The sequence below is a fragment of the Pseudonocardia wallangbongensis genome (assembly GCF_054486945.1).
The window spans coordinates 397,197-413,141 of sequence record NZ_JBRERS010000003.1; the positions used below are offsets into that span (position 1 = coordinate 397,197).

12 protein-coding genes are annotated in these 15,945 nt (G+C 74.5%); 7 read left to right on the plus strand and 5 right to left on the minus strand.

Annotation, left to right across the window (positions count from 1 at the left end):
* Positions 1–31 precede the first annotated feature (31 nt).
* Together ACU436_RS13255 and ACU436_RS13260 are read right to left on the minus strand one after the other, a co-directional pair.
* Positions 32–784, minus strand: a complete 753-nt coding sequence (locus tag ACU436_RS13255; protein WP_459024983.1) for an IclR family transcriptional regulator — start codon at positions 782–784, stop codon at positions 32–34.
* Positions 781–2,214 (minus strand): APC family permease, encoded by a 1,434-nt coding sequence (locus ACU436_RS13260; RefSeq protein WP_459024985.1) that lies wholly within the window; start codon positions 2,212–2,214, stop codon positions 781–783. The genes ACU436_RS13255 and ACU436_RS13260 overlap by 4 nt, the downstream gene beginning before the upstream one ends.
* Positions 2,215–2,430: 216 nt before the next feature.
* Here ACU436_RS13260 and ACU436_RS13265 point away from each other — a divergent pair, with 216 nt between their 5' ends.
* Together ACU436_RS13265 and ACU436_RS13270 are read left to right on the plus strand one after the other, a co-directional pair.
* Complete coding sequence (locus tag ACU436_RS13265) at positions 2,431–4,374, plus strand: primary-amine oxidase (protein WP_459024987.1); 1,944 nt, start codon at positions 2,431–2,433, stop codon at positions 4,372–4,374.
* The gene (locus tag ACU436_RS13270; RefSeq protein WP_459024988.1) at positions 4,367–5,893 is read left to right on the plus strand and encodes an APC family permease; all 1,527 of its coding nucleotides are present in this window, start codon (positions 4,367–4,369) and stop codon (positions 5,891–5,893) included. Before ACU436_RS13265 ends, ACU436_RS13270 begins: the two co-directional genes overlap by 8 nt.
* A gap of 169 nt (positions 5,894–6,062) precedes the next feature.
* Here the strand turns inward: ACU436_RS13270 and ACU436_RS13275 are convergent, their stop codons facing one another.
* Positions 6,063–6,554: a Gfo/Idh/MocA family oxidoreductase gene (locus ACU436_RS13275; RefSeq protein ID WP_459024989.1), complete on the minus strand. Its 492-nt coding sequence runs from the start codon at positions 6,552–6,554 to the stop codon at positions 6,063–6,065.
* Positions 6,555–6,840: 286 nt separating this feature from the next.
* On the opposite strand from ACU436_RS13275, the gene ACU436_RS13280 reads away from it, so the two are divergent.
* From ACU436_RS13280 to ACU436_RS13300, 5 genes are read left to right on the plus strand one after another with little or no spacing between them, the layout of a single operon-like run.
* Complete coding sequence (locus ACU436_RS13280) at positions 6,841–8,046, plus strand: hypothetical protein (protein WP_459024990.1); 1,206 nt, start codon at positions 6,841–6,843, stop codon at positions 8,044–8,046.
* Complete coding sequence (locus tag ACU436_RS13285) at positions 8,043–10,469, plus strand: serine/threonine-protein kinase (RefSeq protein WP_459024992.1); 2,427 nt, start codon at positions 8,043–8,045, stop codon at positions 10,467–10,469. The genes ACU436_RS13280 and ACU436_RS13285 overlap by 4 nt, the downstream gene beginning before the upstream one ends.
* A gap of 57 nt (positions 10,470–10,526) precedes the next feature.
* On the plus strand, positions 10,527–11,558 hold the full coding sequence (locus tag ACU436_RS13290; protein ID WP_459024993.1) for a PP2C family protein-serine/threonine phosphatase: 1,032 nt from the start codon (positions 10,527–10,529) through the stop codon (positions 11,556–11,558).
* A 3-nt stretch (positions 11,559–11,561) separates the two neighbouring features.
* Complete coding sequence (locus ACU436_RS13295; RefSeq protein WP_459024995.1) at positions 11,562–12,851, plus strand: vWA domain-containing protein; 1,290 nt, start codon at positions 11,562–11,564, stop codon at positions 12,849–12,851.
* Complete coding sequence (locus ACU436_RS13300) at positions 12,852–13,517, plus strand: FHA domain-containing protein (protein WP_459024997.1); 666 nt, start codon at positions 12,852–12,854, stop codon at positions 13,515–13,517.
* Here the strand turns inward: ACU436_RS13300 and ACU436_RS13305 are convergent.
* Positions 13,505–14,470: a glutamate ABC transporter substrate-binding protein gene (locus ACU436_RS13305; protein ID WP_459024999.1), complete on the minus strand. Its 966-nt coding sequence runs from the start codon at positions 14,468–14,470 to the stop codon at positions 13,505–13,507. The two genes, ACU436_RS13300 and ACU436_RS13305, sit on opposite strands and share 13 nt — an antisense overlap.
* Positions 14,467–15,810, minus strand: coding sequence for a hypothetical protein (locus ACU436_RS13310; protein ID WP_459025001.1), 1,344 nt, complete (start codon positions 15,808–15,810; stop codon positions 14,467–14,469). The genes ACU436_RS13305 and ACU436_RS13310 overlap by 4 nt, the downstream gene beginning before the upstream one ends.
* Positions 15,811–15,945: the final 135 nt, after the last annotated feature.

The following is a 15,945-nucleotide window of genomic DNA, read 5'->3' on the forward strand; positions in this document are numbered from 1 at the left end:
ATGTTGGTGTGTGACGGGGAGGACCCTCAGTTCAGGCGAGCAGGGGGGAGAGGCGCTCGGCGTGCTCGCGCAGAAGGGCGACGAGCTCGTCGTTCGGCTCCGCGACGCGCTGCGGCGGCCCGGCCAGCGCCAGCCCGGCGACGATCTCGCCGGTGCCCGGGCCGCGGACGGGTACGGCGAGGCAGCCGCGGTCGGGGCGCAGCTCACCGCACTGCCGGGCGAGGCCGGTGGTGGCCACGGTGGCGAGCTGCCGGTCGAGGGCGCCGGCGTCGACGACGGTGTGCTCGGTGAACCGGCGCAGGTCGCGGGCCACCGCCCGCCAGTCGGGCTGGTCGGCGAGCAGCAGCTTCCCGAGCGCCGACGCGTGCGGGTACCGGGTGATGAGGGTCGGCTCTGCCGGGGGGTGGTCGGGGTCGGTGTCGACGAGCGTGACCTGCCCGGTGGTGAACGACGCGAGGTGCACGCCCCAGCGGACGAGCCCGCGCAGGTGCTCCACCACCGCGCGGGCCGCCGTCGGCGGGGTGGTGACGACGGGGAGTGCGAGGCGCGCCGCCCGGCGGCCGAGGGCGAACCCGCGCAGGTCGGGCAGCCGCACGAGGTACTCCTCGCCGACGAGCAGGTTGAGCAGCCGGTATGTGGTGGCCTGCGGCAGCTTGAGCGCGGCCGAGATCTCCTTGGCGGTGACGCCGGGACCCGCCGCGACCACCTCCTCGAGGACGGCCAGCGCGCTGCGGACCGCGCGGGGCTGGCGGCCCGAGAGCGGGAGCGGGTCGATCCCGGTCACGCGGCGCGCCCCGTATGCACGTCGGCCGTCGACGGTTCGTCGTACACGCCGATCGCGGCGAGCTCGCGCGGCCGCCGGAGCCGCAGCACCGCGTACCAGGCGAGCGCGGCGAGCACGAGCGCGCCGAGCACGATCGGGACCACGCCGCCGAGCTCCGAGATGACGAACGCGCAGCAGACCCCGGCGAGCACCGGCACGGCGACGGAGGTGACGACCAGCGGTGCGACCGTGAGCTCGCCGATCCGCCGCAGGAACAGCGGTGCGGCGAGCGCCACGAGCAGGTAGGCGACGAGGTAGCCCGCGGTCGCGACGCTGATCAGCTCGCGCAGCATCGTCAGGCCGGGCACCCCGGCCAGGAACAGTGCCGCCGGGACCGCCGCGCCGACGGGGACCGCGACGGCGATCGCGACGTGCGGGGTGCGGTAGCGGCGGTGCGTCGCCCCGATGCGGCGCGGCACGATCCCGTCGCGTGCCATCGAGAACAGCACGCGGACCAGCGCGTTCGTGGTCGCGAGGGTGCACGCCACGAACGAGGTGGCGATGCCGAGGTCGAGCAGGACGGCGAGCCACGGCGTGCCGTGCGCCGCGGCGAGGGTGACGACCGGCTCCGGCTGCCCGCCCAGCGCCCCCGCGAAGCCGACGACCTGCGTGTGGGCGGCGAGCAGGGTCAGCAGTCCCACCAGCGCGGCCGTACCGAGCACCGCCCGCGGGACCGTGACGAACGGCCGCCGCGCCTCCACCCCGAGGGTGGTGGCGGCCTCGAAACCGATGAACGCGCCCATCGCGGGCAGCACCCCGGCCACGACGCCCGCGATGCTCCAGTCCGGAGTGGCGCCGGCCGGTGCGGGCGGCGCCGGGGGACCGGCCAGCAGCACGACGAAGATCACGAGCATCAGCCCGATGGAGACGGCCTCGACCGCGAGCACGATCCGCGCCGACACCCGCACACCGCGCAGCACGAGCCCGGCCGCGAGCACGGCGAGTACCACGACGGCCGCGGCCCCCACCGCGGGCGGCGGGATCCACCCCAGCCGGCGCAACAGCGCCCCGGCGTAGAGCACCGCCCCGGCGAGGACCGCCATGAGGAGCACGGCGTACCCGGCCAGCAGCGCGGCACCGCACGCGAACGCCGCAGCGGGTCCGAGTCCCTTCGCCGTGAGGCTGTACAGCGAGCCGGCCGCGGCCATCCGGCGGGTGAAGGTCGCGATGCAGGCCCCGACGGCGAGCGCCACCGCGGTGGCGAGCACGAACGACCAGACCGTCGCCGTGCCGCCGGTGGTGGCCACGATGGCCGGGATGGTCGCCATCCCGGCGGCGGGCGCGGCCGTGGACACCGACTGCGCGAGCACCTCGAGGGGGCGGAGGTTGCGCCGGTCGAGCCCGTGCACGGGCGAGCGGTGCCGCAGCGCCGCCAGTGCCCCGTACCGCATCGCTCACCTCCGATGATCCGACGGACGCTAACCCGGCGACCGCGGCCGCGACAGGCGGAAACGGCTCGAATGAGAATCGTGCGACGGGGATTCTCATGACGTGAGGACGATCACAGCCACCTTTCGCGGCTGCGGAGACCCGCCTTTGACGGCGGCGTCGTCCAGCGGTGACCGTCCCTCATCACGCTCTCGCCGATGACGCAGGGAGGAACCCGCATGACCACCGTCGAGGACCGGCGTGCCGCGACCACGGCCGCAACCCATCCGCTCGCGATGACCAGGAGCGCGGAGGTCGACCGGGTCCGGGAGACCCTCGTCGCCGCGGGCCTGCTCACCGACACCGTCCGCTTCGCGTTCTTCGCCCCGGAGGAGCCACCGAAGCCGGCGGTGCTCGCCCACGCCGAGGGTGCACCGCTCGACCGCCGGTTCCGGGCCGTGCTGCTGGACCTGGCGACCGGCCGGTCGTGGGACACGGTGGTGTCGGCGACGAACGGTGCGGTGGTGTCGTCCCGCGAGCTCGACCCGCCGGTGGACGGCCAGCCGCCGATCATCGACGCCGAGTTCGAGCTGATCGAGGACATCCTGAACGCCGACGAGGGCTGGCTCGCCGCCTTGGCGAAACGGGACGTCGAGCCGGCGTCGGTGCGAGCGGTGCCGCTCTCGGCGGGCGTGTACGACCACCCGGAGGAGATCGGCCACCGGATCGTGCGCTCCTTCGGGTTCCGCCAGGACCACGAGCGCGACCACCCGTGGGCGCACCCGATCGACGGGCTCGTCGCCTACGTCGACCTCACCGACCGGCGCGTCACCCGGATCATCGACGTCGACGCGCCCCCGGTCCCGGCGACCTCCGGCAACTTCGACGACCCGCAGGTGCAGGGCCCGCCGCTCGACTCGCTGCGGCCGATCGAGATCACCCAGCCCGACGGCCGCAGCTTCACGGTCGAGGACGGCCGGGTGCGCTGGGGGAAGTGGGACCTGCGCATCGGGTTCAACGAGCGCGAGGGCCTGACCCTGCACCAGATCGCCTTCGACGGGCGGCCGATCTGCTACCGCGCCTCGGTCGCCGAGATGGTGGTGCCCTACGCCGACCCGGCGCCGACCCGGTTCTGGCAGAACTACTTCGACTGCGGCGAGTACATGTTCGCCCGCTACGCCGACTCGCTGCAGCTGGGCTGCGACTGCCTCGGCGACATCCACTACGTCGACGCCGTGATCGCCGACGACCTCGGCACGCCGAAGACGATCACCAACGCGATCTGCGTGCACGAGGAGGACACCGGTGTGGCATGGAAGCACTCCGACATGTTCACCGGCTCGCGCGAGGTGCGCCGCCAGCGTCGCCTGGTGATCTCGTTCTTCACGCCGATCGGCAACTACGACTACGGCTTCTACTGGTACCTCTACCTCGACGGCACCATCCAGCTCGAGGTCAAGGCCACCGGCATCGTGTTCACCGCGGCCTACCCCGAGGGCGGCAACGACCACGCCACCGAGGTGGCGCCCGGCCTCGGCGCTCCGTACCACCAGCACCTGTTCTCGGCGCGCCTCGACATGACCGTCGACGGCGTGCGCAACGCGGTCGTGGAGGCCGAGGCCGAGCGGATGCCGATGGGGGAGGGCAACCCGTACGGCAACGCGTTCCGGCAGCGGCGCACGCGCCTGACCCGGGAGTCGCAGGCGCGGCGGCGCGCGGACGGGTCCGTCGTGCGCACCTGGCACGTCGTCAACCCGGAGAAGCAGAACGCCCTCGGCCAGGACGTCGGCTACGCCCTGGTGCCGGAGGGCCGGGCCACCCTGCTCGCCGACGAGGGCTCCTCGATCCACGCGCGGGCGACCTTCGCCACCAACCACCTGTGGGTCACCCGCTACGACCCGGCGCAGCGCTACCCGGCTGGCGACTTCGTCAACCAGAACCCGGGCGGTGCGGGCCTGCCCGCGTGGGTGCGGGCCGACCGGGAGATCGACGGCGAGGACGTCGTCGTGTGGCACACGTTCGGCACCACCCACTTCCCGCGGCCGGAGGACTGGCCGGTCATGCCCGTCGACCACACCGGCTTCACGCTCAAGCCGGTCGGGTTCTTCGACCGCAACCCCGCTCTCGACGTGCCCCCGTCCCGTTCTGCGCACTGCCACGGTGAGGGGCCGGGCGATGGCTGACACGGCCGCGACGCCGGCGGCCACCGCGGGCGGCTTCCACCGCACGCTCGGCCTGCGCGACGTCATCGCGCAGAGCCTGTCGGTGATCGCGCCGGCGATGTCCGGGGCGTTCCTCACCTACCTGGCGTCGACGAAGGCGGGCGGCGCGACGCCGCTGGCCTACCTGCTCGGCACCCTCGCCATGCTCGCCGTCGGCGGCACGGTGGCGATGTTCGCGCGCTCGCTGTCCTCGGCGGGGTCGATGTACACCTACATCACCCGCGGCGGCGGCAAGGTGCTCGGCTTCCTCGGCGGCTGGTGCTACGCGGCGGCGTTCCTGGTGCTCGGCGGCGCGGTGCTGTGGGGCTTCGGGTTCTTCACGGCGAGCCTCGTCGCGCTGCTCACCGGCGCCGACCCGGCCTGGTACTGGTTCTCGCTGGCCGGGCTCGTCGTCATCGCGCTGATGAGCCTGTTCGACATCCAGGCCTCCACTCGCACCCAGCTGGCGATCCTGCTGGTCACGATGATCGCCCTGCTCGCCGTGGCCGTCGCCGTCATCGCGGTCGGGGCGCCCGCCGTCAGCGTCATCGACGGGACCACGCCGGTGGCCGACCCGGGCCGCAGCCTCGACCTCGCCGCGTTCTGGCCGTCCGCGGCCGGCGTCTCGTGGACGGGGGTGCTGTTCGGGCTGTCGTTCGCGATGCTGTCGTTCACCGGGGCCGAGGCGAGCGCCGTGCTGTCGGAGGAGACGCGCGACCCGCGGCGGGCGATCCCGCGGGCGATCATCGGGTCGATCGTCGTGGCCGGGCTGTTCTACCTGGTGATCACCTACGCGACGGCGGTCGGGTTCGGGGTGCAGCAGGCGGCCACCGACTGGCCGACGTCCGTGGCGGGGCTCGCCGCAGTCGCCCCGAACGAGGCGGTCGGCGCGGTCGTGCTGGCGTGCGCGGCGCTGGCGAGCCTGTTCTGCGCGCTCGGGGTGCACATCGCGGTCTCGCGCGTGCTCTTCGCGATGGGGCGCGAGCGGGTGCTGCCCGCCTGGCTGGGCGTGCTGCACCCGCGGTGGGGCACGCCGTGGCGCGCGATCGGGCTCGACCTGGCCGTCTGGGTGCTGCTGGCCGTCGTGTCCGTCCTGCTCACGAGCCAGGAGAGCCAGGTCGCGCTGGCCGGCGGGATCGAGGGCGGGCAGACCGGTGGGATCTTCCTGTTCACCTTCCTCGCCGGCATCGGCACGCCGCTGGTCATGGCCGTGTACCTGATGCTCGGGATCGCGGGCGCGGCGCAGGGCCGGCGCACCGGCAAGCCGTGGTTCACGGTGACGGGCGTGCTCGCCGCGCTGGTCGGGGCGCTCGCGGTGGTCGGCGGGCTCTACTACTCGTTCGTGCCCGCCGCGCCCGACACACCCGTCGTGCTGCAGGTCGCGATCGTGCCGTGGGTCTGCCTCGTGATCGCCGCCGCCGGCCTGGCCGTGGCCGCCTGGACCTGGCGCTACCGGCGGGACGTGTGGGCCGACATGGGGCGGATCTTCGACGAGGTCTAGTGGCCGCAGTCGGTTCGGTCATCACACCCGTCCGGAGCTCCTGATCACGAGGCTGGGGCAGCGATCGGCGAAGTCGGGACCCTGGCGCTCGGATAGCGGTTCCCATTGATCGCATGCTTGCGACCGTCCTCGGGAGGGCGCGGAGCGGGATCTCGGAACGATCAACTCGTCACGATCGGTCCGAGATTCGCCGCAGCGCCCACCCGAGGGCGCTCAGCCACACCTGATCATGAGAGCGGCCTCCGGCGGCGCTGCGCGCCCACCGGGCAGCGGTGCTCGTGCTGCTCGCCTTGCCGGCCGCCGCCTGGCTGCGACCGGCGGGCCGCGGCACGGGTTCGGGTGGGCCGGCGGGTCGCCGAAGTCGGCGATCGGGAGGCGCTCGCCGTCGCCCTCGGTGTAGAAGATCCGCCCGAAGGCGCCCTCGGCGAGCTTCCCGCGGGCGAACACCGTGGCCGGGTGCTAGTAGCTCCGTCTCGCCCATCATGTAGGTCAGCCCCGTCTTGCGGACGGCCTCGATGATCGCGCCGATCTCGTCGGCGGTGATCGCCATCGGCACCGCGGAGTAGACGTGCTTGCCCGCCTCGAGCGCCGCCACCACGAGCGGGCCGTGGGTCCAGCGTTGCGTGAAGATCGCGACGGCGTCGACGTCCGACGCGAGCACGTCCTCGAAGGGCGGCCCGCTCCGGGAGCACGTCCGTGGCGTACACGGCGCTCACCCCGGGGTGCTTGTGGAACAGCTCGGTGAACCGGCCGGCGAACTGCCCGGCCCCGACGAACCCGATCGAGAACATGGACGCCCTTCTTTGCCAGACGATCTTCTGATGACGAGAACCGGTGATCAGCCTGCCCGTTGCCAAACCGTCGCTCAGCGCCATGCCCCGACGGTCCTGATCGCGCTACCCTGCCGACACGATGGGGTGCTGTGTGGCTGGGGGGCGTGACAGCGGATGACGGGCGGAAGTAGCCGGGTGCCCACCGGCGGGGTCGAGGCGGAGCTGGCGCAGCGCAGCGCCGCCGAGGGGCGGATCGCGACGTCGCTGGTCGAGCTGGAGCAGCATCCGGCGCACGCGCTGCTCTCCGCGGGACGGTTGACCGGCCGCACGGAGCGGGAGTGGGCGAGGGCGAGCGACGACCTCGCCGGCCTGTGGCGGGACTTCGACACCTACCGGCGGGTCGTCGCCTCGGCCCGGGACGCGCTCGCCCGCGGCGCGGACGACCCCGAACTGCACCGGCTGCTGCGCGAGCCGTCCATCGAGGTGGGGCGCTCCGTGGTCGAGCGGCGGCTCACCGGTGCCGTCGAACGCGTCGACACCATCACGCTCGGCGAGCTCGCCGAGCGGATGGAGGCGGCGTTCGACCGGGTCCACGACCTGTTCGTCACCAGCCACGACCTGCACGAGAGGTTCCTCGCCGCGATCGGTCCGCTCGCCGAGAGCCTGCGAGGTGCCCGGCAGCTGGCCGCCGACCTGGAGGACGCCCGCGTGGGGGAGCTGACCACCCGGGTCGAGGAGCTCACGGCCAGGTACACGACCGACCCGCTCGCGCTCGCCGACGCCCCACCGGACGACGCGCTCGCGGATCTCGGGGCGCGCGTCGACACCCTCACCGCCGACCTCGACCGGGCCGGCGCCGCGCGCGACGGGTGGGACGACCGCCTCGCCCGGGTGGACGCCGCGATCGTCGAGATCGAGACCGCCCGCTCCGCCGCCGAGCAGGTGCGCCTGCGCGCCCAGGAGCTGGTCGTCACCGCCCCGCTCGATCCCGCACCGGACCGCACCGCTGCGCTGCGCGGTGTGCTGAGGGCGTTGGTCGACGGTCGCCTCCCGAGCCGCCGCACATGGCCCGCGCGTGCGCGGGCCCTCACCGACCTGGAGACCGAGGTGGACGTGGCGGCTGCGGAGGTGCGCACGGCCCATGTGCTCGCCGACGGCCTGTTGGAACGGCGCACCGAGCTGCGCGGCCGGTTCGAGGCCTACCGGGCGAAGGCCGGCCGGCTCGGCCTCTCCGAACGCCCGGACCTCCTCGCGATCGACACCGACGTCCGCCGCCTGCTCTGGACGCGCCCCGCCGATCTCGCCGCGGCCACCCGCGCACTGGTGTCCTACCAGCAGCTCCTGGCCTCCGGTGACAGCTCCACGGGGAGGTCGGCATGAGCTCCGGCCAGGCCTGTGGCCGTCCCGGCTGCGACGGCACGATCGACGGTGGCTACTGCGACACGTGCGGGCTGGCGGCGACACCCGCGGCCCAGCCGTCCGCGCAGCCCACCCCGGCTGCCGCGAGCGGCCCGCAGGCCTGCGAGCGCCCCGGCTGCGACGGCACCATCGACGGCGGCTACTGCGACACGTGCGGGCTGGCGACCGCGAGCGAACCGGCCGTCTCGTCCTCGACGGCCCCGTCGACCGGGCCGTCGACCGCGGCTTTCACCGGGCCGAGCGGCTGGTCCAGCACCAGCGGCGGCAGCCGCCCGTCGCGCCGCGGCTCGGGCCGCACCTCCACCACCGCGCGCAGCCGCCTCGGGGCCGGCCTCGTCGACGTGCCCGCGGTGCCCCGGGTCGACCCGGCGAACGCCCTGCTCACCGACCCCCAGGTGCCGGAGGAGAAGCGCTTCTGCAGCACCTGCCAGCGGCCCGTCGGCCGGTCCAAGGGCGACCGGACCGGCCGTCCCGACGGCTTCTGCCCCCACGACGGCACGCGGTACTCGTTCACCCCGAAGCTCGGCAAGGGCACCGTCGTCGCCGGCCAGTACGAGGTGCAGGGCTGCCTCGCCCACGGCGGGCTCGGGTGGATCTACCTCGCCACCGACCTCAACGTCGACAACCGCTGGGTGGTGCTCAAGGGCCTCCTCGACTCCGGCGACGCGCACGCCATGGCGGCGGCCGTTGCGGAGCGCAGGTTCCTCGCGCAGGTGAACCACCCGAACATCGTCACGATCCACAACTTCGTGCAGCACCCCGACGAGGACGGCACCCCCGTCGGGTACATCGTCATGGAGTATGTCGGCGGCTCGTCGCTCAAGGAGCTGATGGACGACCGCCGCCGCCCCGACCGGACGCTCGACCCGATGCCGGTGCCGCGCGCGATCGCGTACATGCTGGAGATGCTGCCGGCGCTCGGGTACCTGCACGAGGGCGGCCTGGCGTTCTGCGACTTCAAGCCGGAGAACGTGATCCAGTACGAGCGGCAGCTCAAGCTGATCGACCTGGGCGCCGTGATCCGGTTCGACGACCTGGCCAGCGACGTCTTCGGCACGAAGGGCTACCAGGCGCCGGAGATCGGCGCCGACGACGTCGTCGACAACGGCCCGTCCGTGTCCTCGGACGTGCACACCGTCGGCCGCACGCTCGCCGTGCTCGCCCTCGCGATGCCACCCGCTCGCCGCGGCGTGCCCACCCCGATCCCGGACCCGGCGGAGCACGAGGTGCTCGCGCGGCACGAGTCGTTCCACCGGCTGCTCCTGCGGGCCACCGACCCCGACCCGCTGCGCCGGTTCGGGTCGGCCGACGAGATGGCCGACCAGCTCGGCGGCGTGCTGCGCGAGGTGCTGGCCACCGACCGCGCCGAGGGGGTCGACGACGGGTCCGGCCCGGTGCCACCCGCGGTCTCCACCGTGTTCGGGCCGCCGCGTGGCACGTTCGCCCCCGGCCTGCTCGCGGACACCGGCACCGATACGGCCGAGCCGGGTCGACCCGATCCCGCGCGGGTTGCCGCGATGCTGCCGGTGCCGCTCGTCGACCGCGACGACCCGGCGGCCGGACTGCTCGCCGCCTCGGCGCCCGCCACCCCCGCGGACGTCGAGCGGGTGCTCGCCGCGGCGCCGAAGGGCAGCCGGGCTCTGCAGCTCGCCCTCGTGCGCGCCCACCTCGACGCGTCCGACGCGGAAGCGGCCACGCAGGCCATCGACGCGCTCGCCGCCGAGGACGCGGACGACTGGCGGCTGGACTGGTTCCGGGGTGTCACGGCGCTCGTCGAGGGCCGGGTCGATGCGGCGTGCACGGCGTTCGACACCGTGTACTCCACGCTCCCCGGCGAGGCGGCGCCGAAGCTGGCGCTCGCCGCCGCGTCGGAGTGCGCGGGCCAGGACGAGCCTGCGGGCCGCTACTACGCGCTGGTGGCCCGGCCGGATCCGGGGGTGGCCGACGCCGCGTTCGGGCTGGCCAGGGTGCGGGTGCGGGCAGGCGACCGCACAGGTGCGCTCGGGGCGCTCGACGCCGTGCCGGAGGCGTCCAGCGCTTTCGTCGTCGCCCAGCTCGCCGCGGTCGAGGTGATCCTCTCCGGCCGCTTCGGCACCCGTCCCGGCGAGGCGGACCTGCGGGCGGCGGCCACGCGGGTGGAGGGACTGCGCCTCGACGAGGCCACCGCGGAGCGGGTGCGCGCCCGCCTGTTCGAGCAGGCGGTCGAGCTCGCCCCGAACGGCGCGGGTGGCGCGCCGCTCCTGACGTGCCCGTGGGACGAGCGGTCGCTGCGGCTGGCCCTCGAGACGAGCCTGCGTGCCTCGGCCCGGCTGGCGTCCGACTCGTCGCAACGGGTCGTGCTGGTCGACCGGGCCAACGCCGTGCGCCCCCGGACGTGGGTGTAGCCGATGCCGGAACAGACGAGCCCACCGGTCGCCGCGTGCCCCCGGTGCGGGGATTCCGTGGAGGACCACCGCTTCTGCGAGAACTGCGGGCAGGACCTGTGGCTGCGCCGGGGCGGGGCCGCCCGGTTGCCGGCGGGCCCCTGCCCCGGGTGCGGCGCGAACGGCGGTAACGGGTCGGGCAACGGGAACGGCTCCGGTGGCGTCGACGGGGCGGGGGAGGGCTACTGCGGCAACTGCGGGTTGCGCCGCTCCGACGGCACCGAGCGCGTCGAGGCCGACCTCGGCCGGCTCGCCGGGGTGAGCGACCGGGGGCACTCCCACGCCCGCAACGAGGACGCGATGGCCGTGGGGGTGCTCGACGCCCCCGGCGGGCGGGCGGTCGTGGCCGCCGTCGTCTGCGACGGCGTGTCCACGGTGGACTCGCCGGAGCTGGCCTCCCGGGCGGGGGCCGACGCCGCGCTCGACCGCTTGTTGCACCCGAGCGGGCCCGACATGAAGGAAGCCGTGGCGCAGGCCGCGGCTGCGGTGGAAGCGGTCGCGCAACCGAACATGCGGAACCCGCCGTCGTGCACGCTCGTGGCGGCCGTCGTGCAGCCCGGCGCCGGCGACGACCCGGAGAACGGCGCGGAAACCGGCACGGAGCACGGCGTCTCGATCACGGTCGGGTGGGTCGGCGACAGCCGGGCCTACTGGCTCGCCGGCCCGGACGCGGCCGAGCCCGCGCGCCTGCTCACCGTGGACCACTCGTGGGCGGTGGAGATGGTCGCGATGGGAGCGCTCGACATGGACGCGGCGATGGCCGACCCGCGTGCGCACGCGATCACGCGGTGGCTCGGGGCCGGGGGCGAGCCCGAGCCGGATGTCGTCACATTGCGCCCGGCCGGTCCCGGCCTGCTCCTGCTGTGCTCGGACGGGCTGTGGAACTACCTGCCGGGTGCCGCGGAACTGGCCGAGGCGGCGCTGCCCGCGCTCGCGCGCGGCGGGCCCGCGGCCGTCGCCCGCGTGCTCACGGCCATCGCCCTGGACGCGGGCGGGCGCGACAACATCACGGTGGTCGCCGTGCCCGTCGGAACCCGTACGAGGAGGTAATGGATGACCGACGAGCAGTTGTTCACCGTCGAGGTCGACCAGAACAGCTACCTGCCGGTGGATGCGACCGGGGTGGACGCGATCGTCACGGTCACCGCGGGCGAGGGTGTGGCCGGTCCGGCCCCGGCGTCCGACGTGCTCGAGGTGATCGTGATCGACTGCTCGACGTCGATGACGGGGAGCAAGATCCACGCCGCTCGGCAGGCCACGGTGGCGGCGATAGGCGCCCTGCGGGACGGTGTGTCGTTCGCGGTGGTGGCCGGTAGCCACGTCGCGAAGCAGGTCTACCCGGCGGCGGGCACGGTCGTGTCCGGCGACGTGACGCGGTGGGAGGCCACCCGGCTCGTCGACCGGCTACGCGCCGACGGCGGTACCGGGATCGGGAACTGGCTCACGCACGTCGGCGCGCTCGCCCGCGCGCACCCCGGCTCGATCAAGCACGCCATCCTGCTCACCGACGGCCAGAACGGCGAGTCACCCGAGTACTTCTCGAACGCGCTCGACGGCGCGCTCGGCGCCTTCACCTGCGACTGCCGCGGCGTGGGCACCGACTGGCAGGTCGAGGAGCTGCGCACGATCGCCACCGCGATGCTCGGCACCGTCGACATCGTGGCCGACCCCGACGACCTCGCCGCCGACTTCCAGTCGATCATGGGGGAGGCCATGGGCAAGAGCATGGCCGAGATCTCCCTGCGCCTGTGGACTCCGCGGGGCGCGGACATCCGGTTCGTCAAGCAGGTGGCTCCCACCGTCGAGGACCTGACCGGCCGGCGCACGGACGCCGCCCGGCAGAGCGGCGACTACCCGCTCGGGTCCTGGGGTGCCGAGTCGCGCGACTACCACATCGCGATCGACGTCGCGGCCGGGTCGGTCGGCGACGAGATGCTCGCCGGGCGGGTGAGCGTCGTGCGGCCCGGATCAGACGGCTCCGAGGACACGGTGCTCGGGCAGGGCCTGGTGAAGGCGATCTGGACCGAGGACACCGCGCTGTCCACGCGGATCAGCCGCGGCGTCGCCCACTACACGGGGCAGGCCGAGCTCGCCGAGGCCATCCAGGAAGGCCTCGCCGCGCGGAAAGCGGGTGACGAGCCCACGGCCACCGCCCGGCTCGGGCGCGCGGTCGCGCTCGCCGCCGCGTCCGGCAACGACGGCACCGCCCGGCTGCTGGAGCGGGTGGTGGAGGTCGTCGACGCCCCGTCGGGCACCGTCCGGCTGCGCAAGGCCGTCGCCGACGTGGACGAGATGACCCTCGACACCCGCTCCACCCGCACCGTACGCGTACGGGGCGAGTAGATGACCACCTGCACCGAGGACCACTCCGCGGCCACGGGCGAGTACTGCGACGTCTGCGGGCTGCGGCTGCACGGCGCGCCCGCCGCTGCGGCCGCACCCGCGCCGGCCGAACGCTGCCCGAGCTGCGGGGCCGCGCGTGAGGGCCGCTTCTGCGAGGTCTGCGGGTACGACAGCGCTCTGGGACCGCCGCCGGAGGGCACCGCCGTCCCGGCGCCGGAGGATTCGCAGCCCGCCCCGCAGCCGACCGGCGGGACGTGGACGGCGGTGGTGCGCGCCGACCGCGCCTGGTTCGAGGAGGTCGTGAGCCGGCAGGGGCCGGATGCGGGCTCGTTGCAGTTCCCCGCGTTCAGCACGGAGCGCCGGTTCGCGCTCGACCGGCCGCAGCTGTCGCTCGGGCGCCGCAGCCGGTCGCAGGGCATCGAGCCGGACATCGACCTTTCCGCCCACCCGGTCGACCCGGGCGTGTCCTCGCTGCACGCACTGCTCGTCGGCCGCGCCGACGGGGGCTGGGACGTGGTGGACCTCGACTCCACGAACGGCACGGTCGTGGGGGACGGGCCGGACCCGATCCCGCCGAACACGCCCGTCCCGCTGGCGGACGGGGCCGTGGTCAAGGTGGGTGCCTGGACCACGGTCACGCTCGTGGGCCCGGATCAGTCCCGGTAGACGGGCGGCGGGGGAGGCGGCACCGGGTCGAGCCGGCCCGTGTACCAGAACCGGTTGCTGGCGGCGAGGCTGCCGTCGGCGCGGGCGGCCTCGAGCACCCCGTTGACGAAGCGGACGAGGTCGGGCTCGTCGGGCCGCATGCCCACCGCGTAGCGGGCCGCGGTCAGTACCCGGCCCACCACCCGGGTGTTGGGGTCCTGCGCGGCGAGCCCGGCGAGGATCACGTCGTCGCTCGACACCGCGGCGACCCGGCCGCGCTGCATCTCCAGGACGCAGTCCGGGATGCCGGGGAGCGACTCCACCTGCAGCCCGAGATCGCGCAGCACGATCTCCGTGGTGGAGCCGAGCGAGGTGCAGACGGTGCGCCCGCGGAGGTCCTCGACCTCCCGGATCCCGCTGCCGTTCGGCACCAGCAGGCGCTGCAGGGCCGGCATGTAGGGGGCCGAGAACTCCACCAGCCGCTGCCGCTCGCAGGTGACGGTGAAGTTGTTGACGACCACGTCCACCTGGTCGCGCTCGAGCGTGGTGGCCCGGTCGGCGATGTTCAGCACCACGAACTGCACCCGTTCCGGGTCACCGAAGATCGCCTCCGCGATCCGGCGGGCGACGTCGATGTCGGATCCTTCGAGCCGGCCCGTGAGCGAGTCGCGGTACCCGGTGAGGAACTTGCCCTGGTCCACGCCTGCGATCAGCCGGCCCCGGTCGGCGATCGCGGCCATCGTCGAGCCGGCCGGCATCGCGCCGGGCGCGGGCAGCGGCCCCTGCGGGCGAAGGCTCTCGCGCACCTCGGTGCAGGCCGGGGTGGGCGCCGTGGGCGCGTCGGCCTGCGGGGCGGGCGCGGGCCCGGCGGGCGCGCCGGTGGCGGCCGGGCCGATCAACAGGGCGCCGCCGAGCGCGAGCACAGCCCCCACCACCAGGTAGATGGCCGGCCTGCGGGCATCGACGGTCCTCACCGGTACTCCTCCACCCGTTGCGCGATCCCGGCGGCGGCCGCGGCCGCCGCCACCAGCGCCAGCAGCGCCGGACCGACCGTGAGCCCGGTGAACGCGGCCGCCGCGGCGTCCGACTCGGCCCGGAACGCCGCCCGCTCGGCGTCGATCGTCTCGCCGGTCACCGCGCCGAGCCGGTCGAACGCGACACCGGAACCGTCGGGGTCCTCTCCGGTGGCCGACGCGACGGCCTCCCGGTAGAGCCCGCCGTCGTCGAGCTCGCGCAAGCTGCGGTGGGCGGTGCGCCACTCCTCGACGGCGGTGCGGACCGCGGTGATCCGGTCGTCGGTGTCCGGACCGGCCGCGTCCGTGGCGGCGGCGAGGAGGCCGGGCTCCGCCGCCGTGCCGATGACGCCGTCGATCGCGGTGGTGAAGCCCGTGTCGGCGGCCCCGCCGCCCCGGGCAACCAGCACCAGGCTCTCGTTGCTGCGCGCCTGCAGCACGGCGGCCCTGGCGTCGTCGAGGGTGTCGGCGATCCCGCTGTGCCGTTGGGCATCGGTGAGCCGGCCGCTCGCCACCGAGGTAGCGACCACCCACCACAGCAGCGCGAGCACGACGGCCGCCGCCGCAACCGACAGCCCCACCGACAGGACGCGCTGGGTGCGCCGGCGTTCCCGCACGGCGGCGTCGATCACTGCGGCGAGCGCGGCGATGCCGATGAGCAGCACGGCGACCGGTGCGCTCCCGGCGCGGCCGAAGGCGCCGTCGAGCGCTGCGGCCTGCAACGTGCGCAGCTCGTCGGCCGCCGGCAGGATCTCGCGCGCCATCAGGCGGGAGGCGCTGTCGAGGTACGACTGCCCCAGCGGGTAGCCGAGCCGGTTGTAGGTGCGCGCGGACTCCACGAGGCCCGTGTAGACCGGGAGCTGCGCCGAGATCGTGGCGAGGGCCGGGGCCGCGGGATCGTCGGCGGGCAGCAGTCCGGCGGTGTGCACCAGCCGGGCCGTTGTGTCGGCGATGTCGCGGTCGTAGCGGGCGCGCAGCTCGGCAGGCTCCTGCCCACCGGAGACGAAGCCGCTGGTCGCCATCGCGTCGGCGTCGGCGAGCGACCGGTACATCTCGGCGGCGTCGGCGTGCACGGCGGCGATGCGGGTGCCCCCCTCGCTGACCGCGTCCGTGCGGGCGGCCCCGTCGACCAGGCTGAACACTCCGGTGAGCAGGCACCCCAGCACGAGGACGGCGCCGACGCGGCGCAGCCGGTCGGGTGTGGTGGGGCCGGTGGCGAGCACCCGCAGCCGCTTCCGCAGGCCGCTCCGGGTGGCGCTTCCCGCCCGGGGACGGGTGGCGCTCTCGAGGTCCAGGCTCACTCGTCCCCCCAAACGCTCGAGGCCCGGGCGCCCAGACTAGAACCAATCGCCCTCCCGAATGGTCAAGATCCGGTCAGGATCCGACGTGGGCGAAGATCGCGATTCGCGACTTCCTAAAATCAAGTGATCGATCGC

What these genes read in the sequence shown, in the direction of transcription:
- ACU436_RS13260 (WP_459024985.1), bottom strand. Translation starts at nt 2,214, where the DNA reads ATGCGGTACGGGGCACTGGCGGCGCTGCGGCACCGCTCGCCCGTGCAC.
- ACU436_RS13265 (WP_459024987.1), top strand. Translation starts at nt 2,431, where the DNA reads ATGACCACCGTCGAGGACCGGCGTGCCGCGACCACGGCCGCAACCCAT.
- ACU436_RS13270 (WP_459024988.1), top strand. Translation starts at nt 4,367, where the DNA reads ATGGCTGACACGGCCGCGACGCCGGCGGCCACCGCGGGCGGCTTCCAC.
- ACU436_RS13280 (WP_459024990.1), top strand. Translation starts at nt 6,841, where the DNA reads ATGACGGGCGGAAGTAGCCGGGTGCCCACCGGCGGGGTCGAGGCGGAG.
- ACU436_RS13285 (WP_459024992.1), top strand. Translation starts at nt 8,043, where the DNA reads ATGAGCTCCGGCCAGGCCTGTGGCCGTCCCGGCTGCGACGGCACGATC.
- ACU436_RS13295 (WP_459024995.1), top strand. Translation starts at nt 11,562, where the DNA reads ATGACCGACGAGCAGTTGTTCACCGTCGAGGTCGACCAGAACAGCTAC.
- ACU436_RS13300 (WP_459024997.1), top strand. Translation starts at nt 12,852, where the DNA reads ATGACCACCTGCACCGAGGACCACTCCGCGGCCACGGGCGAGTACTGC.